At 66.4% G+C, this 22,478-nt stretch carries 20 protein-coding genes; 1 reads left to right on the top strand and 19 read right to left on the bottom strand.

The window, feature by feature from the left end; all coding sequences use genetic code 11:
• The first annotated feature begins 124 nt into the window (after nt 1–124).
• Complete coding sequence (locus ACESMO_RS06065) at nt 125–2,575, top strand: DUF305 domain-containing protein (RefSeq protein ID WP_372707268.1); 2,451 nt, start codon at nt 125–127, stop codon at nt 2,573–2,575.
• A 44-nt stretch (nt 2,576–2,619) separates the two neighbouring features.
• Here ACESMO_RS06065 and lpxB read toward each other — a convergent pair whose 3' ends face one another.
• Genes lpxB through ACESMO_RS05970 form a run of 19 tightly spaced genes read right to left on the bottom strand, consistent with a single transcriptional unit; the run spans nt 2,620 to nt 22,469 of the window.
• Complete coding sequence (lpxB, locus tag ACESMO_RS06060) at nt 2,620–3,786, bottom strand: lipid-A-disaccharide synthase (protein WP_372707267.1); 1,167 nt, start codon at nt 3,784–3,786, stop codon at nt 2,620–2,622.
• Nucleotides 3,783–4,613: an LpxI family protein gene (locus tag ACESMO_RS06055; RefSeq protein ID WP_372707266.1), complete on the bottom strand. Its 831-nt coding sequence runs from the start codon at nt 4,611–4,613 to the stop codon at nt 3,783–3,785. The genes lpxB and ACESMO_RS06055 overlap by 4 nt, the downstream gene beginning before the upstream one ends.
• Complete coding sequence (gene lpxA / locus ACESMO_RS06050; RefSeq protein ID WP_372707265.1) at nt 4,610–5,395, bottom strand: acyl-ACP--UDP-N-acetylglucosamine O-acyltransferase; 786 nt, start codon at nt 5,393–5,395, stop codon at nt 4,610–4,612. Before lpxA ends, ACESMO_RS06055 begins: the two co-directional genes overlap by 4 nt.
• A complete protein-coding gene (gene fabZ / locus ACESMO_RS06045; protein ID WP_372707264.1) occupies nt 5,395–5,871 on the bottom strand; it encodes a 3-hydroxyacyl-ACP dehydratase FabZ in 477 nt (158 codons plus the stop codon). Before fabZ ends, lpxA begins: the two co-directional genes overlap by 1 nt.
• Entirely contained in the window at nt 5,868–6,887 is a 1,020-nt protein-coding gene (gene lpxD, locus ACESMO_RS06040; protein ID WP_372707263.1) for a UDP-3-O-(3-hydroxymyristoyl)glucosamine N-acyltransferase, read from the bottom strand. The genes fabZ and lpxD overlap by 4 nt, the downstream gene beginning before the upstream one ends.
• Before the next feature lie 3 nt (nt 6,888–6,890).
• A complete protein-coding gene (locus ACESMO_RS06035; protein WP_372707262.1) occupies nt 6,891–7,469 on the bottom strand; it encodes an OmpH family outer membrane protein in 579 nt (192 codons plus the stop codon).
• A gap of 35 nt (nt 7,470–7,504) precedes the next feature.
• Entirely contained in the window at nt 7,505–9,928 is a 2,424-nt protein-coding gene (gene bamA, locus ACESMO_RS06030; protein ID WP_372707261.1) for an outer membrane protein assembly factor BamA, read from the bottom strand.
• 32 nt (nt 9,929–9,960) lie between these two features.
• Nucleotides 9,961–11,175, bottom strand: a complete 1,215-nt coding sequence (locus ACESMO_RS06025) for an RIP metalloprotease (RefSeq protein ID WP_372707260.1) — start codon at nt 11,173–11,175, stop codon at nt 9,961–9,963.
• Between the two features lie 21 nt (nt 11,176–11,196).
• Complete coding sequence (dxr, locus tag ACESMO_RS06020; protein WP_372707259.1) at nt 11,197–12,393, bottom strand: 1-deoxy-D-xylulose-5-phosphate reductoisomerase; 1,197 nt, start codon at nt 12,391–12,393, stop codon at nt 11,197–11,199.
• Nucleotides 12,390–13,205, bottom strand: a complete 816-nt coding sequence (locus tag ACESMO_RS06015) for a phosphatidate cytidylyltransferase (RefSeq protein ID WP_372707258.1) — start codon at nt 13,203–13,205, stop codon at nt 12,390–12,392. Before ACESMO_RS06015 ends, dxr begins: the two co-directional genes overlap by 4 nt.
• Nucleotides 13,205–13,963, bottom strand: a complete 759-nt coding sequence (gene uppS / locus ACESMO_RS06010; RefSeq protein ID WP_372707257.1) for a polyprenyl diphosphate synthase — start codon at nt 13,961–13,963, stop codon at nt 13,205–13,207. Before uppS ends, ACESMO_RS06015 begins: the two co-directional genes overlap by 1 nt.
• 32 nt (nt 13,964–13,995) lie before the next feature.
• On the bottom strand, nt 13,996–14,553 hold the full coding sequence (gene frr, locus ACESMO_RS06005) for a ribosome recycling factor (RefSeq protein WP_372707256.1): 558 nt from the start codon (nt 14,551–14,553) through the stop codon (nt 13,996–13,998).
• A 30-nt stretch (nt 14,554–14,583) separates the two neighbouring features.
• On the bottom strand, nt 14,584–15,327 hold the full coding sequence (gene pyrH, locus ACESMO_RS06000; protein ID WP_372707255.1) for a UMP kinase: 744 nt from the start codon (nt 15,325–15,327) through the stop codon (nt 14,584–14,586).
• 60 nt (nt 15,328–15,387) lie between these two features.
• On the bottom strand, nt 15,388–16,314 hold the full coding sequence (locus tag ACESMO_RS05995) for a hypothetical protein (protein WP_372707254.1): 927 nt from the start codon (nt 16,312–16,314) through the stop codon (nt 15,388–15,390).
• Between the two features lie 17 nt (nt 16,315–16,331).
• Nucleotides 16,332–18,005, bottom strand: a complete 1,674-nt coding sequence (locus ACESMO_RS05990; RefSeq protein ID WP_372707253.1) for a ribonuclease J — start codon at nt 18,003–18,005, stop codon at nt 16,332–16,334.
• Entirely contained in the window at nt 18,002–18,784 is a 783-nt protein-coding gene (locus ACESMO_RS05985; RefSeq protein WP_372707252.1) for a type III pantothenate kinase, read from the bottom strand. The genes ACESMO_RS05990 and ACESMO_RS05985 overlap by 4 nt, the downstream gene beginning before the upstream one ends.
• Nucleotides 18,781–19,530: a biotin--[acetyl-CoA-carboxylase] ligase gene (locus ACESMO_RS05980; protein WP_372707251.1), complete on the bottom strand. Its 750-nt coding sequence runs from the start codon at nt 19,528–19,530 to the stop codon at nt 18,781–18,783. The genes ACESMO_RS05985 and ACESMO_RS05980 overlap by 4 nt, the downstream gene beginning before the upstream one ends.
• Nucleotides 19,531–19,537: 7 nt before the next feature.
• Complete coding sequence (gene nuoN, locus ACESMO_RS05975) at nt 19,538–20,983, bottom strand: NADH-quinone oxidoreductase subunit NuoN (protein WP_372707250.1); 1,446 nt, start codon at nt 20,981–20,983, stop codon at nt 19,538–19,540.
• Nucleotides 20,984–20,990: 7 nt separating this feature from the next.
• Nucleotides 20,991–22,469 carry an NADH-quinone oxidoreductase subunit M gene (locus ACESMO_RS05970; protein WP_372707288.1) on the bottom strand — a complete coding sequence of 493 codons (1,479 nt, stop codon included), beginning with the start codon at nt 22,467–22,469 and terminating at the stop codon, nt 20,991–20,993.
• Nucleotides 22,470–22,478: the final 9 nt, after the last annotated feature.

Below are 22,478 nucleotides of genomic sequence, written 5' to 3'. Positions count from 1 at the left end.
ACTTGCGTCCCGGCGTTTTCGTTTGTGCCCGCTCGATCTCGAAACCGAGGGTTTCTGTGACGGTTTTCCATGCTACGTCTGACCTCATCGTCTCTCGGGAGTGAAGTCGTTGCGCATAGCCGGTTTGTCCGTTCGTAAGTTGCTGGGGTGCTCCGCCGCCGCCGGCGTTCTGATCTTCGCCACCGGTGCCACGGCGCAGCAGGCGCCCATCATCCAGCCGGGCGCGCCCGGCCAGGCCAGTCGGACGCTGGAGGGCCGCGACGCCTCGCGCATCGCCGACAACCGCTATTCCGCCGACGACGTAAAATTCATGCAGGACATGATCCTGCACCATGCCCAGGCGGTCGAGATGGCCGCCTTGGTGGCCGATCGCACCAACACACCGACCGTCATCGACATCGCCGGGCGTATCAACGCCTCCCAGGCCGACGAGATCGCGTTCATGCAAGGCTGGCTGCGCGAGCGCGGTGAGACGGCTCCGGAGCCGGGCCAGGGCCACGCTATGGCGGGGATGGACCATTCGACCCACGGCGCCCAGGCCATGGCGGACCATTCCGCCCACGTCGGTATGCCGGGGATGGCCACCGCCGAGCAGATGGCTGCCCTGGCGGCCGCGCAGGGTCCGGCGTTCGATGGCCTGTTCCTGCAACGGATGATCGGCCACCACGAGGGGGCCGTGAAGATGGTGGCCGACCTGCTCGCCCGGTCAGGCTCGGCTTACGATCCTGTCCTGTATCGCTTTGCCACTGACGTGACGAACGAACAGCAGGCCGAGATCAAACGCATGACCGCCCTGTCGCGGGAGAGCTCGCCGGACCCGCGGACCAATTTGCGCGCCGGCTTCCGCGACGCCGGACAGGCGGCCAGCAACATGGAGCTGATCGCCAGCCTGCCCAAGCCCCCCGGCTTCTTCGACCCGTCCAACCCGGAAGGCCAACCGCCCCGTGTGCCGCCCGCGAGCGAAGGCGGAGACGCCCGCCGCGGCACCGCCGAGCAGGCCGGCGGCCGCTCGCCCTTCCTGAGCTTTTCCAACACCGACATGGCGTTCTCCGGCGATCTTCTGGCGACCGGCAACTATCATGGCGTCAACCTTTATCGCCTCGGCGAGGGCGCGGAGCCCCGACTGATCAGTTCGATCGTTTGCCCCGGCGGCCAGGGAGACGTGTCTATCGTCGGTGACCTGATGTTGATGTCGGTGGAGTCCACCAACGGCCGCGTCGATTGTGGCCGCGAAGGAGTCGGGCCGGACCCCAGCCCCGAGCGTTTCCGCGGCGTCCGCATCTTCGACATCTCAGACGTGACGCGCCCGGTTCAGGTCGGCCAGGTCCAGACCTGCCGCGGCTCGCACACCCATTCGGTGGTGGCCGCAGACGAGCGCCGACTGATCGTCTACAACTCCGGCACCGCGGGCATTCGCGACGGGCGCGAGTTGGCCGGCTGCGTCGTCGGCACCACGGGGAATCCGCGCACGGCCCTGTTCCGGGTCGACGTGATCGAAATCCCGTTGGCCGATCCGTCCCAATCCCGGATCATCGACAGTCCGACCGTCTTCGCCGACCAGACGACCGGCGAAATCGCCAGCCTGTGGCGCGGCGGCGATCACGGGGCAGGCACCCAGACGACGAACCGCACAGACCACTGCCACGACATCACCCTGTTCCCGTCGAAGAACATCGCGGGCGGGGCCTGTTCAGGCAACGGCATCCTGTTCGACATCTCCGACCCGCGCGCGCCAAAACGGATCGACGCCGTCGTAGATGAAGGCTTCGCCTACTGGCACTCGGCGACGTTCAACAATGACGGCACCAAGGTGGTCTTCACCGACGAGTGGGGCGGAGGCGGGCGGCCGCGTTGCCGCGTTCAGGATCCGCAGACCTGGGGTGCCAACGCCATCTATGACATCGTCGATGGCCAGCTGGTGTTCCGCAGCTACTACAAGCTGCCCGCCGCCCAGACGGACCTGGAGAATTGCGTCGCCCACAACGGCTCGCTCGTTCCCATCCCCGGCCGCGACGTGTTCGTGCAGGCCTGGTACCAGGGCGGCATCTCGATCAGCGACTTCACGGACTCGTCCAATGTGCGCGAGATCGCCTATTTCGACCGTGGCCCGGTCAACGCCGACAGAGCCAGCCAGGGCGGCTACTGGTCCGTCTACTGGTACAACGGCCGCATCTACGGCACGGAGATCGCGCGCGGCCTGGACATCTTCACCCTCCAGCCCAGCGAGCACCTGACCGGAAACGAGATCGCCGCCGCCATGATGGCCGAACAGGGCGAGACGGTGAACCCGCAGCAGCAGTTGCCCGTCACCTGGCCCGCCCACCCGGTCGTGGCCCGGGCCTATCTGGACCAGATGGCTCGCGACAACGCCATGCCGACCGAGATGATGGGTCGCATCACCGCCGTGCTGGATCAGGCGACCCCGCTGATTGAGGACGGCGGCCGCGACGCCGCGGTCGCGCGTTCACTTCGGGCCTTGGCCGGCGAGGTCCAGGCCTCGGGCGACGACCAGACGGCCAAGCGCATGGCGGGCCTGAAGCAAACCCTGACAGGGATTGCGGCCCGCGTGGGGTGACGATGGTCGAAGGACGGAAGGCTCTCGCCGCCCGGCGGTGAGCCTCACCGCCGTTTCGTCGCGATCACCCGCAGCACCGCCTCCGCCGCGATCTCGGACGGGTCGCGCCCCTCCCGGCCCATCAGGTCCAGCGCCGCTGTCTGCCTCGCGGCCTGATCGGCCCGCGCCTCCGGATCGGCCAACAATCGCCCGACCTCACTCGCCACCGTCTGCGGCGTAGCGTCGTTCTGGATCAATTCGCGCGCGATTTCCGCGTCTGCCGCGTGGTTGAACAAGGTCGCGTATTTGCCCGTGAAGAACGGCTTCATGATCGCATAGCTGAGCGGCTGGAAGCGGTAGGCGATGACCATGGGCGCGCCAGCCAGGGCCAGTTCCGTCGACACCGTGCCGCTGGTGGCCAGGGCCACGGTCGCGGCGCGCATCGCGTCGTATTTCTCGGCCTCGGCCACCAGATTCACGCGGAAGGGCCAGCCCGCCACGCGCGCGGTCACGTCCCCGGCCACCGTCCCCGCAGCGACGACCGCCACCTCCAACATGGGATCGCCCCGCTTCAGCCGCGCCACCGCGTCTTCGTACACGGGCGTCATCAGCCGGATTTCCGACGGACGGCTGCCCGGCAGGACCAGCAACAGCGGCGCGTCCGGCGCAATGCCCCGCGCCGCCCTGAACCCGGCCGGATCGGCCCCGCTCATGTCCACGTGAAGAGCCTGCGACCCCACCACAGTCGTCGGCAGGCCTTCTGTCTCAAACCAGGGCGCGTCGAAGGCATAGAGGGCGAGCAGATGATCCACCGACGACGCCAGCGTCTTCGCCCGGCCCGGCCGCGAGGCCCAGACCTGCGGCCCGACATATTTTATCAGCGGCACGCCCGGCAGCGCGACCTTCAGCGCCTTGGCGACACGAATTGTGAAGCCCCAGCTGTCGATCAGCACCACGGCGTCCGGCCGCTCGCGAACCGCCAGGGCCACCGTGTCCGCGACACGGCGCCTGACCACGCCATAGGCCTTCAATCCCTCCAGCCAGCCCAGCACGGACAGGTCGGCGATGTTGAACGGGCTGGCCACGCCCTCGGTCGCCATGCGCGGTCCACCGACGCCGACGAAGGCGACGTCGGACCCCAGCGTGTTTCGCAAGGCCCGTGCCAGTCCCGCGCCGAGCGCATCCCCGGACGCCTCGGCCGCCACCAGCATGATCTTCAGCGGTCGGCTCACCGCGTTTCACCCCAGACGTACAGACCCAGCCGATTGGCCGCCTCGATCACCGCGCCGCGGTCGATCAGGATCAGCTTGCCTGCGATCCCACCGACCCCGGCCAGACCGGCGGCCGCCGCCATCTCGACCGTCCGCTCGCCCATGACGGGCATGTCCACGCGCAGATCCTGGATCGGCTTGGGCGCCTTGCCCAGCGCGCCCATCCGCGCGGTCGCGGTCCCGCGCAGGTCGCCCGGCAGTCCCGCGACGCGAGCCAACATGGCGTCCGTGCCCTCTTGCGCCTCGACGGCCAGCACCAGTCCGTCGCAAACGACCGCGCCCTGCCCAATGTCAAGTTCACCAGCCTTTTCAGCGATGTGAAGCGCCTTCCTAAGATCGCAAAGCTGATACTCAGTCGGCTGGACCGCGCCCAGAGCGCCTGACGGCAACGTCTCCCCGCCCAGAATGTCGTCGGCGCCCTCGATGGCGTAGCCCTCGTCTTCAAACACCGACAATATCTTGCGCAGCAGGGCGTCGTCGCCTTGGGTCGCCGCCTTGATGATGCCGGGCAGCAGGATGGCCCCTTTCAGGTCGGGCTTCAGCGTCTTGAAGTCGGGCCGCGACACCGTCCCGGCGAAGGTGACCGCACCGCAGCCGGCCTTTTCCAGAGCCGACAGTATCTTGCCGATCTCGGCCAGACCGACGTCAATGCCGGGATAGCGCGCCAGATGGGGATCGGCGAACCCGTTCAGACGAACCAGGAACACCGGACGTCCCTCGGCCTCGCACCGCGCGGCGACGGAAATGGGCAGCGCCCCGCCCCCCGCGATCAGCCCCAGCTTGCTCATTCGCCTGGCAAGCAAAGCGGCCGCCTGCCGGCATCGCGGATGAAGGCGACGATTTCCATGATCTCCGGCAGGTCGGCATAGGTCGCCTCGACTCGATCGACGCGGTCCGCGAAAGTTCCCGCGCCTTCGAACATCTCGCGATAGGCGGCCAGCCGACGACGAATGGCGTCCTTGCCGTAGCCCTTGCGCTTCAGGCCGATCAGGTTCAGCCCGTGCAGCCGCGCATGATTGCCCCAGGCCGAGCCGTAGGGGATGACGTCGCGCGTCACCGCCGCCAGCCCGCCGACGATCGCGCCCTGCCCGACCCGCCCAAACTGATGCACGGCAGACAGGCCACCCAGAAAAACCTTGTCGCCTACGCGCGCATGCCCGCCCAGCGTCGCGTGGTTGGCCATGGTGACGTTGTCGCCGACCACGGCGTCATGGCCCACATGCGCCCCCGTCATGAACAGGCCGTTGGAGCCGATGGTGGTCAGCTTGCGGTCGCCCGGCGTGCCGCGATTAAAGGTGCAGTGCTCGCGGATCACGTTGTCCGCGCCGATCTCCAGCCGCACCGGCTCGCCCTTGTAGCCACCGTGCTGGGGGTCCCCGCCGATGACGCAGAACGGATGGATGACAGTGCGCGCGCCCACCGTCGTGTCCTGCTGGACCACGACGTGGCTGAGCAGCCGCGCGCCGTCGCCCAGCACGACGCCCGCCCCCACGATGGACCACGCGCCAACCTCGACCCCGTCGGCCAGTTCCGCGCCGGCGTCGATCCGAGCTGTGGGGTGGATGGCCATCAGGCGACCGGCTTGTCCACGGTCGCGACCATGGCCATAAACTCCGCCTCGGCCGCCAGCCTGCCCTCGATGAAGGTCTCGCCGCGGAATTTAAAGGTCTCGCCCCGCGTGCGGGTCACCTTGACCTCCATGCGCAGCTGATCACCCGGCCGCGCGGGCTTTCTGAAGCGCACCCCGTCGATCGACATGAACATGATGATCTTGCCCTCGACCGAGACGTCCATGGTCTTGGACATCAGCAGGGCGCCCGTCTGGGCCATGGCCTCGACGATCATCACCCCAGGCATGACCGGATCGATCGGGAAATGGCCCGGGAAATAGGGTTCGTTGTGGCTGACGTTCTTGATGCCCGTGATCGAGGTCCCGGCGACGAAGTCTTCGGCCTTGTCGATCAGCAGAAAGGGGTAGCGGTGCGGCAGACGCCGCATCACCTCGGCGTAGTCGATCCTGGCCCCGTTCGAGGTTTCGTCGCTCATCCGTCCGTCTTTCCTGCGCGCGCCTTTCCGGACGCCTGTTTGGCGAGCCAGATCGTTTCACGCAAGAACTGACGCAGAGGTTTGGCCGGATAGCCCGACCAGGTCTCGCCGGCGGGAATGTCGGCCAGAACGCCGGCGCCGGCCGCAACGCGCGCACCTTCCCCGATCTTGATGTGATCGCCGATCCCCGCCTTGCCACCGAAGATGACGTTGTCGCCGACGATCACCGAGCCCGATATGCCCGTGTTCGCCGCTATCAGGCAGTTACGGCCGATGACGCAGTTGTGGGCGATCATGACCAGATTATCGATCTTGGTGTTCTCGCCGATTACAGTGTCGGCATAGGCGCCTCGATCGACGCAGCTGTTGGCGCCGATGGTCACGCCGTCCTGCAGGATGACGCGGCCCAACTGGGGCACTTCGACCGGCCCGGCGGACGACTGGGCCACACCGAACCCAGCCTCGCCGATCCTGGTGCCCGACATGAGACGAACGCGGTCGCCGATCAGGGCGAAGCCGACGCTGACGTTCGCGCCGATCACGCAGTCCCGGCCGATCTGGACGCCCGGGCCTATGACGCTGTTGGCACCGATGCGCGTGCCCCGCCCGATGGCTGACCCCATGCCCAGCACGACACCGGGCTCAAGAGCGACAGTCTCGTCTTCGACCACGTCGTGCGGATCAGCTGAAACAGTCAGGGCGACGGGAAGATGAAGCAGCAGCGACGCTCGCGCCCACGCGGCCTGCGGCTCGCGGGAGACGATCACGGCGACGTCAGGCGGCGCATGCTCTATGGCCGAGGCGGGCGCGATTACGCACCCGGCCCTGGTTTCCGACAGCGCCTGAACGAAGCGTCGGTCGCCCAAGAAGACGACCTCCGTCTGGCCGGCGTCGGCCAGAGGCGCGACGGCGGAGATCTTTCGATCTCCGCCGCGCAGACATTCGCCACCGATGCGGCCCGCGAGTTCGTCGACGCTCAGGGGCGTCAGCGATTCGAAGAACCGCGCGTCAGGCATGCCCTATTGGGCCTGCTGGCCGGCCGGAACGGTCATGCGGGTGAACGACAGGGTCGGCAGGGCCGCGTTGACGCGCTGAACGGCGGCTTCCGTGATGTCCATCGCAGGATTGACCCTCAGGACGCCGTCACGCGAGATCAGGATGCCGCAGCCCCGCTCGGTGTAAAGCGCCATAATCACGGGGTCGGCCGCTTGGGCGATGGCCTGCAACTGCAGGCCCTGGGTATAGCGCAGCTCGTTTTGGAGGACTTGGGCGCGTTGCTGGCCTTCCTGATAACGCACTTCCAGGGCCTGGGCGCGGGTCTGGAAATCAGCTTGCGGGATCGTGCCCTGACCCTGTTGAAGCGCCTGACGCTCCGTGACGACGAACTGCTGATACGGCAGCAGCTCTACGTCCACTTCCTGACCGAGGCGCTGCATGCCGGCCTGAACGGCCTGGCCTGCGGTCGACTGGGCCAGCAGACGGTCATGATGGTAAACGCACACGCCGGGCAGGGCGGGCCCGAAAGACGCGTCCTGGGCCGAAGCCGAGGTGGCGGCGAGAGCGGCGAGGGCGAAGGTGCCGAAAGCAAGGAGTTTCATGTTCAAAAGCCTTTGAGCGGGCGATAGCCCGTCGGTTAGAACTGGGTTGAGGTCGAGAAGCGGAAAGTCTCGGTCTTGTCGAACTCTTCTTGGCCGAGGATGTGGCTGAGGTCGAACCGGATCGGGCCCATGGGCGAACGCCAGTGGATGCTGACGCCGGCCGAGGCCCGCAGTGCGAGTTCGTCGACGATCGAGGCGTCGGGCAAGCCCGTAGCCGTCACCTTGTAGCGGTCATCCAGAGCGCCCAGCGTACCCACGTCGGTGAACAGCGAGGTGCGAATGCCGTATTCTTCCGGTAGGCCGTTGGGCACGGTGAGTTCCAGCGTGCCGATGGCGTAGAAATTCCCGCCAAGGGCGTCCGTGGTGTTGAGGGCGCGCGGCCCGATGCCGGCGGTCTCGAATCCGCGGAAGCTGTTGCCACCCTTGAAGAAGCGGTCGTTGATCCGGATCGGATCTCCGCCCCACCCGGTGACATAGCCCGCTGACGTGGTTGCGGTGACAATCCAGCTCGGGGTGATGCCCCAATAGGCGGACATGTCCGCCTCGGTCTTCACATAGTTCACATCCCCGCCGATGCCGGCGAAGTCCTGGCGCAGCGAGCCGGTCCAGCCGCGGGTCGGGCGGACCGGGTCGTTGCGACGATCAACGAACAGGGTGTAGCCGGCCGACGAGTTCAGGAAGGAACCGACCTGGTCGCACAGCGCGTTCGAGCCTTGACCCAGACTGCTGCAAAAGTCGGTCGGGACGATGATCTCGTCCAGTTTCAGGAAATAGCGGGCGCTGAGAAGCGTGTTGGCGTTCAGCGGATAGGTCAGGCGCAGTCCGCCCCCGGTCGAGCGATAGTCATATGACGAAAATTCGCTGAGGTCGTAGCGCGAGTGGAAGGCGTCGAAGCCGGCCCGCAGGTCGCGTCCGAGGAATTTCGGCTCGGTGAAGCGGAAGTCGATCTGCTGACGCAGCGAACCCCATTCAACGCGGGCCACGACGTTCTGGCCCCGCCCGCGGAAGTTCCGCTCGGTGATGCCCAGATTGACCACGAAGGAGTCGACGGAGCTGAAGCCCGCGCCGACCGACAGTTCTCCGGTGGGCTGTTCCTCGACGAGGACGTTCACGACCGACCGGTCCGGCGCGGATCCGCGGCCCTCCTCGACCGTCACGCCCTTGAAGAAGCCCAGGCCTCTCAGGTTGTTGCGCGAACGCTCCAGCAGCGTGCGGTTGAATGCGTCGCCCTCAGTCAGCACCATCTCGCGGCGGATGACATTGTCCAGCGTGCGGGTGTTGCCGATGATGTTGATGCGATCGACGTAGACCCGCTGACCTTCCTTGACGTTGAAGGTGATGTCGACGGTGTCGGTCTCGGGGTTGGCTCGGAACGAGGGTTCGATCTCGACGAAGGCGTAGCCGGCGGAACCCGCCGCGAAGGTCAGGGCGTCGACGGCCGACTCGATCTTGTCGCTCTCGTACAGGTCGCCGGAACGAATCGGCAGCAGCAGCTTAAGGAAATCGGGGTTCAGGCGGTCGTTCTCGGTGACGATCTCGACTTCTCCGAAGTTGTAGCGGTCGCCCTCGTCGACGGTCAGGGTGATGCCGAAGTTACCGTCGTCGGGGGTCAGCTCGGCCACGGCCGAGATGACGCGGAAATCATAGTAGCCACGGTTGGTATAGAATTTCCGCAGCTGCTCACGGTCAAAGTCCAGGCGGTTCGGATCATAGTTATCATTTGAGCTGAACAGCCGCCACCACTGCGACTGCTTGGTCACCATGACCTCGCGCAACTCGTTGTCCGGGTATGCGCTGTTGCCCAGGAAGGTGATGGCCTGAACGCCCGTTTCCGGGCCTTCGTCGATTTCGAAGACGACGTCGACGCGATTCTGTTCAAGCTGCACCAGCTTGGGGGTCACGGTGGCCGAGATACGGCCCGACAGACGATATAGCTCGACGATCTTGCCGACATCTTCCTGGACGCGGGCGCGGGTATAGATGCCGCGCGGCTTCAGCGTCACTTCCTCGGTCAGCTTGTCCTCGCTGATCGCGCCGTTCCCCTCGAAAACGACCTGGTTGATGATCGGATTCTCGACGATCTCGACGATCAGGTCCCCGTTCGGCTGCACGCCCAGCTGGACGTTGGCGAACAGCTGGGTGCGGGTCAGGGTGCGGACCGCGACGTCCAGAACCACGGCGTCCACCGTGTCGCCCGCCTGGATCGGCAGGTAGGACAGGACCGTCGTCTGGTCGATGCGCTGGTTGCCTCGCACGACGATGCGGTTGACGACGACGCGCTGTTCCGGAATGGGCGCGGTCTGCGGCTCGGCGGGGGCGTTGATCGGCGCGCCTGGCTGGATGCCCGGGGTCGTCTGTGCCAGCGCCGGACCCGCCAGGCCGGCGGCCACGGCGAGCGCCACGAGGCTCGGGGACAGGCCCCGGGCGAAACGGAAGGCGGACGCGTCTTGTCGGATCATGCGGTGAACCATCGGGGGCTGGCGTAGGCTCGTCATGCGAGTCCGCCGAGGAATGTGAACAGGCCGTTTTTCTGCAGGTCGTTCCAGGTGGCGAACAACATCAATCCGGCGAGCAAAGCAAGACCGACGCGGAAGCCGAGATCCTGAACGCGCGCGGGAACTGGCCTGCGCGCCACAGCCTCATAGGCGTAGAAGAGCAGGTGACCCCCGTCGAGGACCGGAATCGGCAACAGGTTTAGAAAGCCAATTCCAATCGAAACTATGGCGGCGAACTGAACCAGTGTGACGACGACATTCGCCGCCTGCAAACCCGGGTCGTCGGTCGCTGCCGCGGCCTGTTTGGTGATCCCGCCAGCGGCTTGGGCGATGCCGATGGGGCCGCTCAGCATGTCTCCGGACTCCTTGCCCGTGAAGATGCGACCCAGATAGGTCAGCGTGGTGCCCAGAACCTCGCCGCTCATGGTCACGCCACGGCCGACGGCCTCGACAGGATTGTAGCGGACCGTGCGGACCTCGGAAGGGTCGGAGCGCAGACCCAGGCCGATGCGGCCGATGCTGACCCTGCCTGAAATGGCGTCGGTTTCGACCCGTCGAACCGGCGTCGCGATCAGGTTCACCTCGCGCCCGGCGCGATCAACGGTGAAGGTCAGGGGATCGCCGGCGCTCAGGGCCACCTTTCGGGTGACTTCCTGGCTGTCGCGAATAATGCGTCCGTTGACGGCGGTGATCAGGTCTCCGGGCTGGAAGCCCGCGGCGGCGGCCGGCGACGCCGCGCTGACGGACTCGACCCGCGCCGGCACCAGCGTCGAGCCGAACGCCCCGAAGATTATGGCGAACAGGCTGACGGACAGGATGAAGTTGGCGAACGGCCCGGCCGCCACGATCAGCGCCCGCTGCCAAATCGGCTTGAAATGGAAATAGTCCCTCTCGGCGTCGGCGCCGTCCGCGGCGATGACGCGCTGGCGCAGCTCGGCCAGCCCGGCCTGATCCGGCACGCTGGATGCGTCCATGTCGCCGGAGAATTTGACGTAGCCACCCAGAGGCAGCCAGCCCAGCCGCCATTCGGTGCCATGGCGGTCTGTGCGGCTGAGCAGGGGCCGTCCGAAGCCGATCGAGAACCGATCGACCTTCACGCCAAAGGCGCGCGCGACGAGGAAATGACCCAGTTCATGGACCGTGACGATGACCGTCAACACCAGCAGAAACGGCACCGTGTAAAACAATAGCTGGCCGATAAAGCCCGTCATGCGATGTAGATCCCTCCGCCGTCAGGCTGCCGCAGCCAGGTCCCGGATGATTCCGTTCGCCGCACGCCGGGCCTGCGCGTCCACGGCCAAGGCCGCGTCGCAGGCGCCGTCGGAACCGGAATCCACCCCCGGGGCCGTCACGCTGGACAAGGTGTCGGCGACGACTGAGGCAATATTGAGAAAGCTCAGCCGACGATCGAGAAAGGCCAGCGCCGCCACCTCATTGGCCGCATTGAACACGATCGGCGCCGCCCCACCCGCCACCAACGCCTGACGCGCGAGTTTCAGGGCAGGGAAACGCTCTTCATCGGGCGCTTCGAACGTTAGGCGCCCCAGGGCGGCGAGGTCCAGCCTGGGCGCGGGCCATGCCAGACGGTCCGGCCAGGCCAGGGCGCAGGCGATCGGCGTCTTCATGTCCGGCGGTCCCATCTGGGCCAGCGTCGAGCCGTCGACGTATTCGACCAGACTGTGAATGATCGACTCGGGATGAACCACGATGTCGATCCGCTGTGCCGGCACATCGAACAGATAGGCCGCCTCGATGGCCTCCAGCCCCTTGTTGGCCATGGTTGCACTATCGACCGAGATCTTGGCGCCCATACTCCAGTTGGGGTGTGCCACGGCTTGTTCCGGTGTGATGCCCGCCATCTCGGCGCGCGTCGCCCGACGAAACGGCCCGCCGGACGCGGTCAACACCAGTCTGGCCACCTGCTCCGGCGCGTCATGAGGGAAGACCTGGAAGATGGCGGAATGCTCCGAATCCACCGGGATCACCCGCCCGCCCGACCGTTTGACCCGCTCGAGCAGGGCCGGGCCGCAGCACACCAGGCTTTCCTTGTTTGCAAGGGCCAGCGTCGCGCCCGTCGCCGCCGCCGCCCAAGCCGAACGCAGGCCCGCAGAGCCGACGATGGCGGCCATGATCCAGTCCACGGAACGAGTGGCCGCCTCGACGATGGCCGCCTCCCCCGCCGCCGCCTCGACGCCGGTTCCGGCCAGGGCGTCGCGCAACTCCGACAGTTGCGCCTCATCGGCGATCACCGCCAGGCGTGGCTTCCAGCGCCGCGCTTGCTCGACCAGCCTGGCGACGTTCGCGCCGCCAGTCAGGACCTCAACCTCGAAGGCGCCGCTTCCGGCCGTTTCCGCCTGATCCATCAGGTCCAGCGTCGAACAGCCGACCGAGCCGGTCGAACCCAGAATCGTCACCCGCCGCCGGATCATGCGCCACGCTCCATCAGCAGCACGATCAGACGTCCGCAGGCCACCACCACCACGGCGAACATCAATCCGTCGACCCGATCCATCAACCCGCCATGACCCGGGATCAGCGTGCCGGCGTCCTTGACGCCGTAGCGACGCTTCAGCGCCGATTCCCACAGGTCGCCGCCCATGGTCGCCAATGCCGCCGCCAGTCCGAGGACTGCGCCCCACACCGGTCCGATGCTCATCCCTTGCCACACCGCCAGCAGGGCTCCGGCGATGGTGCCGGCGACCAAGGCGCCGACGAAGCCGGACCAGGTCTTGTTGGGCGAGAACCGCGGCCACAGCTTAGGCCCGCCGACCTGGCTGCCGACCAGATAGGCCATGCTGTCCGAAGTCCAGGCGATCACGAAGGCGAATACGGTCCATGACAGGCCCTCACTGGTGTCGACGTCGCGCAGCCAGATGATCAGCACCGCCGGCCAGCCGAGGTAGAGGACGCCATAGGCGGCATCCAGTGCTTCCTGACCCCGGTTGCGGGCGAACAGGCCGGCGGACACCGCGCCGAACACCAGCATGACCAGCGCCAGCGACAATTCCCCCGCATGGGCGGCCACCACCCCAGCCACCAGCCCGAAGGCCACCGCGCCGGCCATCACCCGCCAGGCTCCGGCCGCGCTCATCATTGCCCATTCCACCGCCAGCAGGGCGCAGGCCAGCAGCATCATTGCCAGGAACCACAGCCCACCGGCCCAGATCGCCAGCACGGCCGCCGTGGCCAGCACGATTCCAGATGCGGCCCTGAGGCCGATCTCGCCGGCCTTGACCGCCATCAGCCGGCCGCGAGCGCGGGCGTGGCCGCCGCCCGGCCGCCGAACCGTCGATCCCGGTTGCGATACTGATCGACGACGTCGGCCAGGGCGTCGGGCCCGTAATCCGGCCACAGCACGTTCTGGTAGACCAGCTCTGCATAGGCGGCCTCCCACAGCAGGAAGTTCGACAGCCGCTGCTCTCCCGAGGTGCGGACGATGACGTCCACTGGCGGCCCGCCGGCTGTCGACAGGCCCGTGCCGAACGTCTCCTCGTCCAGTGGACCCGTCGCCTCCCCGGCCAGGACCCTGTCGACATGACGCTGGGCCGCGTCGACGATGTCGGCGCGTCCGCCGTAATTGAAGGCGACCTGCAGGATGAATTTGTCGTTGTGGGCAGTCGTGGCCTCGACCCGCTCGACGATCTCGGCGATGTCGGCGGGCAGGCCGGCGCGGCGGCCCAGAACGAGCACCCGCACGCCCTCCTTCTCCAGTCGCTTCAGGTCGCTGACCACGTAGGAACGCACCAGACCCATCAGGTCGGTCACTTCCTCGACCGGGCGTCTCCAATTCTCGGTCGAAAAGCCGAATACCGTCAGGCAGTGGATGCCCAGCGCCGGAGCCGCCTGCACGGTGCGCTTCAGGGCCTGCACGCCCTCGCGATGTCCGATGGCCCGCGGCACGCCGCGTCGCTCCGCCCAGCGGCCGTTGCCGTCCATGATCAGGGCGACGTGGCGCGGCCCGTCTGCTGCGGGCGGGGCATGAAGGGGATCAACAGGCATCGTCGGCGCTTATCCTACGGTAATTTCCGCCATCAAACCTGCATGATCTCAACTTCCTTGGCTCTCAACGTATCGTCGATGCGCTTGATGGCCGCGTCCGTATCCTTCTGGACCTCAACCTCCATCTTTTTCTGCTCGTCCTGGCTGATCTCGGACGCCTTCTCGGCCTTCTTCAGGTCGTCGTTGGCGTCGCGCCGCACATTGCGCACGGAGATCTTCTGCTGCTCAGCGTATTTCCCGGCCAGCTTGGCCAGGTCCTTGCGGCGCTCTTCGGTCAGAGGCGGGACCGGAATGCGCAGGGTCTGTCCGTCGACGATGGGGTTCAGGCCAAGGCCGGCGGCGCGGATGGCCTTCTCGACCGCGACCACCATGGTCTTGTCCCAGACGTTGACCGAGATCATGCGCGGCTCGGGCACGCTGATCGCGGCCACGGCGTTGAGCGGCGAGGTCGAGCCATAGGCCTCCACCTGCACCGGCTCCAGGATTCCCGCGTTGGCGCGGCCGGTCCGCAGGCCGGAGAACTCTTCCCTCAAGGCGCCGACCGCCTTGTCCATGCGGTCGCGGTAGGTCTTCAGGTCAGGTTTGGCCATGGTCGTTTCTCTCGTCTTTTGATGGCGCTGTCAGGCGGGCTTGCTGGCCGATGTGATGACGGTGAACGTGCCCTCGCCCGTCAGGGTCCGTCGCAGCGAATTGTCTTCGCGGATCGAGAAGACCACGATCGGAATGCCCGAGTCACGCATCAAGGCGATGGCCGAGGCGTCCATGACCTTGAGATCCTTGGCCAGCACATCGTGATAGGTCAGGGTATCATAGCGGGTCGCCGTCGGGTCCTTCTTGGGATCGGCCGTATAGACGCCGTCCACGCTGGTGCCCTTCAGCAAGGCGTCACAGCCCATTTCGGCGGCCCGCAGCGCGGCCCCGGAATCCGTCGTGAAGAAGGGCGCGCCGACGCCTGCGGCGAAGATCACCACCCGCCCCTTTTCGAGATGACGCAGGGCCCGGCGGCGCACATAGGGCTCGGCCACGGCGTTCATGGTCAGGGCGCTCTGCACCCGTGTCTGGACGCCGATCTTTTCCAGCGCCGCCTGCATGGCCAAGGCGTTCATCACCGTGGCCAGCATGCCCATATAGTCGGCCGTGGCCCGGTCCATATCCCCGGCCGCCTTCGACAGCCCCCGGAAGATGTTGCCGCCGCCGATGACGAGACAGATTTCCACGCCCTCGCGCGCCACCTGGGCCACGGACTGGGCCACGTTCGCCACGGTCTTCATGTCGATGCCGTAGGCCTGATCGCCCATCAGCACCTCGCCCGAGACCTTCAGGAGGACGCGCTTGTAGCGAAATTCAGACGAGGCATCGGGCATGGAGGGTCCTGGGTGGCGGATTCGGCTCCTTATAGTTAGGCCCCGCCCGGGATTCAAAGACTACCAGCAGTCCGCGCCGATTCCCGGCGCTCGGACCGCCAGCAGGATGCGGCTGCGCTGCCGACGGCTGATCTCACCAGAAGCCTCGAGGATACAGCCGACCACTGTGTTCGAGTTCGGTGCCAGCAGGCCGTAGCGCAGGCCGCTGGCGTCCAGCTCCGCGCGTGCCCGCTCCAGCGCCGCCCGGGCTGCGGCCACCCGCGCCGGGTCGTCGGTGATCAAGGTCATCTCATGCAGCGCCTGACCTGAACGCGGGAAGTCGTAGGCCCGGTGGTCAAACACCGCCATCCGCGCGCCGAGGCGATCGCCCTCCGGCAGGTCGGAATCGAATTTGGCGTTCTGACTGGCGGAGAACACAACGGCCGGACCGGACTCGGGAACCACCAGAATATAGGCGTGCCGCGGAAACATCAGATAGTAGGCGGGCCATTTGGTCACCCGCACCCATGGATCGCCGTCCGGCCCCAGCGCATGGGCCCCGACGTAGATGCCGGAAGGCAAGGTGCGGCTGTCGATCCGTCCGAAGCGGCGCAGGATGTGGTCCACCATCACGTGATCTAACAGGAACACGCCGCGCTCCGCCTTGCGGGCGAAGTGCGCGCGTATGGCCTCCGCAGGGGGTCGGTGACCCAGGTGCCTGCCGTGAACAGCGGCGAAGGCCCCAGGCGACACCGGATGGCCCTCGGCGGCGCTGAACCAAAGGCCGCGAACCTCATGAACCATGCGATCGACGGGGTCGTCGCCTCGAAAGGTCGTCAGGCTCAGCGTCAGGTTGGCGGAGGCGAAAAGAAGCATGAGGCCGAGCATGGCCTGGCCCAAAGTGAGCGCCCATTTCCGCCAGCCCTTCAGAGGATGGCGGGCGTGCCGGACGTGCTCCAGCGCCGCCCGACTTCTGGCCTTCAGCTGCTTGCGAACGCCCTGGCCCATCCGCGCAGTCCCGTAACCTAAAGCCTGAGAATGACCGTCTCGACGATGGGCCGTCTATCCCAGATCTGCTGGCTGGCTTTTTTCAACGCGCGCGAAACGGCCTGTTCGATGACCATCTCGTCCTCCAGTGCCGCGCCCTTCAGCTTGCCGACGGCCTGCTCGACCCGTTCGGCCAGATCGTCGAGCGAGTCTCCCAGAGGCGATTCCGCGTCGCCGGGCAGGCCGATGGCCCGTACGTCGATGTCGCTGACGATCTGCCCGCGCTTGTCCATGGCGAAGCTGACCACCAGCACGCCGTTGGTCGAGGCATGGCGACGCTCGTGTAGCGCCTCGCCCTGTTCGGTGACCAGACGGCCGCCGTCGACATAGAGCCGGCCGTTGGGGACCTCGTCGATGATCACCGCAGGACCGGGGGCCAGACGTACCATGTCGCCGTTGCGCGGCGTGACCGTTTCCGGCACGCCCATGTCCTTGGCTAGGTTGGCGTGTTCGGCCAGGTGGCGGCGCATGCCGTGGGTTGGTACGGCGATCTTCGGCCGCGCCCATTGGTACATCTGCTTCAACTCATCCCGGCAGGGATGGCCGGACACGTGGATGCCCGGGTGGTCCTTCTCGGTGTATAGCCGCACGCCCCGGTCCGCGAGCTTGTCCTGCAGCCGTCCGACCGACAGTTCGTTGCCGGGGATGACCCGCGATGAGAAGATGCAGTGGTCGCCCTTGCTCAGCTTGATGTACGGGTGCGTGCCCTCGGCCACGCGCGACAAGGCCGCCCGGACCTCGCCCTGACTGCCGGTGCACAGATACAGGATCTGGTCGGCTGGCCAGACGCGCGCTTCTTCGTCCGACAGGAAGGGCTTGATGTCCTTCAGCATGCCGACATGCTTGGCGGCGGCGGTGATGCGATGCATCGAGCGGCCCGCCAGCGACACCCGGCGCCCGGCCTTCCCGGCGGCTCGAATCACGCTGTCCATCCGTGCGACGTTCGACGCGAAACAGCCGACCGCGATCCGGCCCTTCAGGCTGCCGATGAGATCAGCCAGCTTCTCGCGAACCATGCCTTCGGAGCCGGCGACGCCGTCCACGAAGACGTTTGTGGAATCGCAGACCATGGCCAGAATGCCCTCGTCGCCAAGACTCGTGATCGCCTTGGCGTCGGTGACGCCGCCGATGATCGGGTCGTCGTCGATCTTCCAGTCGCCGGTGTGCAACACAGTGCCCAGCGGCGTACGGATCGCCAGACCGTTTGGCTCGGCGATCGAGTGGGCCATGGTGACCATGGTCACCTGGAACGGGCCGAGGTCGATCGTGCCGCCCAGCGGCACCTCGATGATCTGCACATCCTTCAGTATGCCGGCCTCGCGCAGCTTCTCGCGGATCAGATAGGCGGTGAAGGGCGTGGCGTAGAGCGGGGCCTTAATGCGCGGCCACAGCCAGCCCAGGGCACCGATGTGGTCCTCATGCGCGTGGGTCAGCACGATGCCGCGGATGGTCTCGCCCTGCAGGAATTCCGGATCGGGCACGATCACGTCCACGCCGGGCGTCGACAGGTCGCCGAAGGTCACGCCCACGTCGACGACCAGCCACTCGCGGTTCGTTTCGGGGCCGTAGCCGTACACATTCAGATTCATTCCGATCTCGCCCGACCCGCCGAGCGGCAGGAAGACGAGTTCGTCGTTGGTTGTTTTTTTCATGCGTCCTTGATGTGGGTATTCCGCCGCCAGATTTCGAGGAGGCCGCGGATGGTCAGGTCCGGATCGAACCGGTCGATGGATGTGGTGGCCCCTTCAAACAATGAAGCGACGCCGCCGGTGCCGATGACGGTCATGGGGCTGCCCCACTCCGTCTTGATGCGCACGACCAGGCCCTCGATCAGGGCGACATAGCCCCAAAAGACCCCGGACTGCATATTGGAAACGGTGTCCTTGCCGATCACCTTGTCGGGGCGCTGGATAGCGATGCGCGGCAGCATGGCAGCCGCCTCGTGCAGCGCCTGCAGAGACAGATTGATGCCGGGCGCGATGACCCCACCCTCGAAGGCGCCGTCGGCCGCCACCACGTCAAACGTCGTGGCCGTGCCGCTGTCGATCACGATCAGGTCGCCGGGGTACACCATGTGCGCGCCGATGGCGTTGACCAGCCTGTCCGCTCCCGCCTCGCTCGGCTTGGTGATCCGCGCCGTCATGCCCAGCTCGACGTTCTCGCCGATTACCAGCGGCTCGACCGACAGATAGCGCCGGGCCAGATTGCGCAGGTTGAAGATCGACTGCGGCACGACGCTGGAGATGATGCAGCCGTCCAGTTGCCCGATCGCCAGCCCACGCATGGCCAGCAACTGGCTCAGCCAGACGGCGTATTCGTCCGCCGTGCGGTTGGCGTGGGTGGCAGTGCGCCACTGGGCGACCCAGTCCGACCCGTCATGGACGGCGAACAACGTGTTGGTGTTGCCCTGCTCGATCGCCAGCAGCATCACGCAGCCTCCCCGAAGAAAACGTCGCCGGCCGAGATCAGCCGCAGCGAACCGTCCGCCAGCCTGAGTTTCAACGCGCCGTCGGCTGCCACGCCCTCGGCACGGCCCTCAACCGTCTCATGGCCCAGCCGAGCGACAGCCGGTCCGTCCAGACCCGGCGTCCGCGTCCGCCAAGCGTCGAGGATGGGCTGGAACCCCATCGTCTCCCAACGCTCCTGCCAGACCGCGAAGGCCACGGCTAGTCGCTGGCAGGCGATCTCGACGGACGGGGGTATGGTCGCACCGACCGCCAGATGATGCGCCAGGGCCGTCGCGGGACGCTCCGTCCCCGTGGGAGCATGCGTCAGATTCACGCCAATTCCGACGGCCAGCCATAGATCGCCGTTGGGATGCGGTCCGGATTCGACCAGAATGCCCGCTACCTTTTCCCCGGCCAGCATCACGTCATTGGGCCATTTGATCGTGACCAGGGACGGCGGAGCCCAGCCGTCCAGCAGATCGGCGACGGCCAGCGCCGCGATGAAAGTGACCTGCGCCGCCTCCGCAGGTGCCTTCTGCGTCACGAACAGCAGGGTCGCGGCCAGATTCCCCGTTTCACTTTGCCAATTGCGACCGCGACGCCCGCGCCCCGCCGTCTGGTGGCGCGCAGCGACCCAAAGCGGTCCCGTTTCCCCGACTTCGGCTCGTCGACGGGCCTCCGCATTGGTGGAGTCGGTCTGGTCGAACAGCAGGATGGGCGCGGCGGACATGATCGCCCTACCCGGCTCCAAAGCTTGTCGCGGCGGCCCGGGTCAGCGGCTCAAGCCAGGTCAGGCCGACGATCACCAGCGGGAAGGCGAAGGCCGCCGACGTCCAGGCGATGACCTTGGTTTCGACCGGCGCGGGGTCGGTCGCGACCGTGCCCTCGGGCACCGGATCGAACCACATCAGTTTGATGATCCGCAGATAGTAGAAGCCCGCCACGACCGAGGCGACCAGACCGGCCGCACCGACCATCCAGTAGCCGGCGTCGGCGGCCGCTCCGAAGACATAATATTTACCCCAAAAGCCCGACAACGGCGGCATCCCGAGAACCGACAGCGACAGCACCGTCAGGGCGATGGTGGTGACCGGCTTGTCCTTACGCAGGCCCGCCAGATCGGCGATCTTGCGGATCGGGCGACCGCCGCGCGACAGTGACAGCAGGATGGCGAAGAAGCCCAGTTGGTCGATGACGTACAGCGTCATGAACATCAGCATGGCCTGCAGCCCCGCCTCGGTCCCGACCGCGATGCCCAGCAGGGCGTAGCCGATGTTGGCGATGGACGAATAGGCCAGCAGCCGCTGGATGTCCTTTTGCGCCAGGCCGCCGAAGGCGCCGACGGCGAAACTGATCAGCGAAATCAGAATCAGCACCTGGGCCCACTGCTCCTGCGATCCGGCGAAGCCGTCGCCCAGCGCGCGGGCGAACAGGACCATGGCGGCCATCTTCGGCGCGGTGGCGAACAGGGCCACGACCGGCGTTGGTGCCCCCTCATAGACGTCCGGCGTCCACATGTGGAACGGCGCGGCCGAGACCTTGAACGCCAGGCCGCAGATCAGGAAGACCAGGCCGAAGATCAGGCCGGGAGAGTCGTTGGTCGCCGCATAGGCCGCGATCTCGTCGAAGCGCATCGAGCCGGTGAAGCCGTAGATCAGGCTGGCGCCGTAGAGCAGCAGACCGGACGACAGGGCACCGAGCACGAAATACTTCAGGCCCGCCTCGGACGCCTTCAGATCGTCGCGATGAAAGGCGGCCAGCACATAGAGCGCCAGCGAATGCAGCTCGATGCCGACATAGAGCGAGATCAGATCGCCCGACGACGCCATCATCCCCATGCCGGCCGAGGCCAGCACGATCAGGATCGGATATTCGAACCGCGCGATTCGCGTCCGGTGCATCCAGCCGTTACCCAGCACGATGGCCACGGCGCTGGACAGGAAGATCACCGCCTTGCCGAAGACGGCCAACGGGTCGGCGACGTAGGCCCCGTTGAACGCCTCGCCAAGCGGACCGGTCACGGCCACACCCGTCGCGACGACCAGCAGGCCGACGGACAGTGTGGAGATCAGGCGCGCGCTCTTGTCGCCCATAAAGGCGCCGAGCATCAGCAACGCGAGGCCGCCAACCGCAAGCGTGATCTCGGGAGCCGAAAGATGAAGGGCGGAAATCAGATCAGGCATGTCGGTCTCACCCGCCGATCGCGGCACGATAGGTGGTCGTCAGGGCCTCGACCGAGGCGGCGGTATAGTCGAGCACCAGGCCTGGCTGCACGCCCAGCCAGATGGTGCCGACGATCAGGGGCACGAAGATCAGCAGCTCGCGCTTGTCGATGTCCGTGATGGTCTTCAGGGCCGGGTTGGTGATCTCGCCGAACATGACGTTGCGATACAGCGTCAGGGCATAGACCGCCGAGAAGATTACCCCCGAGGCCGCGAACAGGGCTGTCCAGGTCGATACCTGATAAACGCCAGTCATGGTCAGGATCTCACCGATGAAGCCCGAGGTGCCCGGCAGCCCGACGTTGGCCATGGTGAACAGCAGGAAGATGGCCGCGAACCACGGCATCCGGCTGGTCAGGCCGCCGTAGAAGGCGATCTCGCGTGTGTGCATCCGGTCATAGACCACGCCGACGCAGAGGAAGAGCGCGGCCGAGATCAGGCCATGACTCAACATCTGGAACACCGCGCCCTGCACGCCCAGATCGTTGCCGGCGAAGATGCCCATGGTGACGAAGCCCATGTGCGCCACCGACGAATAGGCGATCAGCTTCTTCATGTCCGTCTGCCGGAAGGCGACCAGCGAGGTATAGACCACGGCGATGGCCGACAGGGCGAACACCAGCGGCGCGAACATCTGCGACGCCTGCGGGAACATCGGCAGGTTGAACAGAATGAAGCCGTAGCCGCCAAGCTTCAACAGGATGCCCGCCAGGATCACCGACCCCGCCGTGGGGGCCTGCACGTGGGCGTCGGGCAACCAGGTGTGCACCGGCCACATCGGCATCTTCACCGCGAACGAGGCGAAGAAGGCCAGCCACAACAACGGCTGCGCCTCAGGCGCGAATGCGAATTCCTTGAGCGCCGGAATGCTGGTCGTGCCAGCCTCGGCCGCCATCCACAGCATGGCCAGCAGCATCAGCACCGAACCCAGCAGGGTGTAGAGGAAGAATTTGTAGGCGGCGTAGATCCGGTTCGCCCCGCCCCACACGCCGATGATGATGAACATCGGCACCAGGGTGCCTTCGAAGAAAATGTAGAACAGGAAGAGGTCCAGCGAGGTGAACACCCCGATGACCAGTGTCTCCAGCACCAAGAACGCGATCATGTAGTCGACCACCCGGTCCTTGATTGTCGCCCAGCTGGCCAGGATGCAGATCGGCATCAGGAACGCCGTCAGCAGCACGAACAGGATCGAAATCCCGTCCACCCCCATGTGGTACTGCGCCCCGGCGAACCATTCATAGCGCTCGACGAACTGGTAAGCCGCGCTCGACGGATCGAACGCGGCGATCAGCACGGCCGAAACGGCCAGGGTCACGACGGTGGTCAGCAGAGCGATCCAGCGCGCCGAGGCATCAGCCCCACCCTTGTTGAGCAGGCGGGCCAGCAGGATCAGTCCCGCCCCGACCAGCGGCAGGAAGGTGACGACGCTCAGGATGTAGGGGATCTGGGGCAA

It is taken from the genome of Brevundimonas sp., from assembly GCF_041688735.1.
Lineage (GTDB): Bacteria > Pseudomonadota > Alphaproteobacteria > Caulobacterales > Caulobacteraceae > Brevundimonas.
This window is presented reverse-complemented; position numbering and strand designations above follow the sequence as displayed.

What these genes read in the sequence shown, in the direction of transcription:
- ACESMO_RS05990 (WP_372707253.1), bottom strand. Translation starts at nt 18,005, where the DNA reads ATGAAAAAAACAACCAACGACGAACTCGTCTTCCTGCCGCTCGGCGGG.
- uppS (WP_372707257.1), bottom strand. Translation starts at nt 13,963, where the DNA reads ATGCCTGTTGATCCCCTTCATGCCCCGCCCGCAGCAGACGGGCCGCGC.
- fabZ (WP_372707264.1), bottom strand. Translation starts at nt 5,871, where the DNA reads ATGAGCGACGAAACCTCGAACGGGGCCAGGATCGACTACGCCGAGGTG.
- ACESMO_RS06015 (WP_372707258.1), bottom strand. Translation starts at nt 13,205, where the DNA reads ATGGCGGTCAAGGCCGGCGAGATCGGCCTCAGGGCCGCATCTGGAATC.
- pyrH (WP_372707255.1), bottom strand. Translation starts at nt 15,327, where the DNA reads ATGCCCGATGCCTCGTCTGAATTTCGCTACAAGCGCGTCCTCCTGAAG.
- lpxD (WP_372707263.1), bottom strand. Translation starts at nt 6,887, where the DNA reads ATGCCTGACGCGCGGTTCTTCGAATCGCTGACGCCCCTGAGCGTCGAC.
- lpxA (WP_372707265.1), bottom strand. Translation starts at nt 5,395, where the DNA reads ATGGCCATCCACCCCACAGCTCGGATCGACGCCGGCGCGGAACTGGCC.
- ACESMO_RS06055 (WP_372707266.1), bottom strand. Translation starts at nt 4,613, where the DNA reads ATGAGCAAGCTGGGGCTGATCGCGGGGGGCGGGGCGCTGCCCATTTCC.
- ACESMO_RS05980 (WP_372707251.1), bottom strand. Translation starts at nt 19,530, where the DNA reads ATGTCCGCCGCGCCCATCCTGCTGTTCGACCAGACCGACTCCACCAAT.
- ACESMO_RS06035 (WP_372707262.1), bottom strand. Translation starts at nt 7,469, where the DNA reads ATGAAACTCCTTGCTTTCGGCACCTTCGCCCTCGCCGCTCTCGCCGCC.
- ACESMO_RS06025 (WP_372707260.1), bottom strand. Translation starts at nt 11,175, where the DNA reads ATGACGGGCTTTATCGGCCAGCTATTGTTTTACACGGTGCCGTTTCTG.
- frr (WP_372707256.1), bottom strand. Translation starts at nt 14,553, where the DNA reads ATGGCCAAACCTGACCTGAAGACCTACCGCGACCGCATGGACAAGGCG.
- bamA (WP_372707261.1), bottom strand. Translation starts at nt 9,928, where the DNA reads ATGATCCGACAAGACGCGTCCGCCTTCCGTTTCGCCCGGGGCCTGTCC.
- dxr (WP_372707259.1), bottom strand. Translation starts at nt 12,393, where the DNA reads ATGATCCGGCGGCGGGTGACGATTCTGGGTTCGACCGGCTCGGTCGGC.
- nuoN (WP_372707250.1), bottom strand. Translation starts at nt 20,983, where the DNA reads ATGCCTGATCTGATTTCCGCCCTTCATCTTTCGGCTCCCGAGATCACG.
- ACESMO_RS05995 (WP_372707254.1), bottom strand. Translation starts at nt 16,314, where the DNA reads ATGGGCCAGGGCGTTCGCAAGCAGCTGAAGGCCAGAAGTCGGGCGGCG.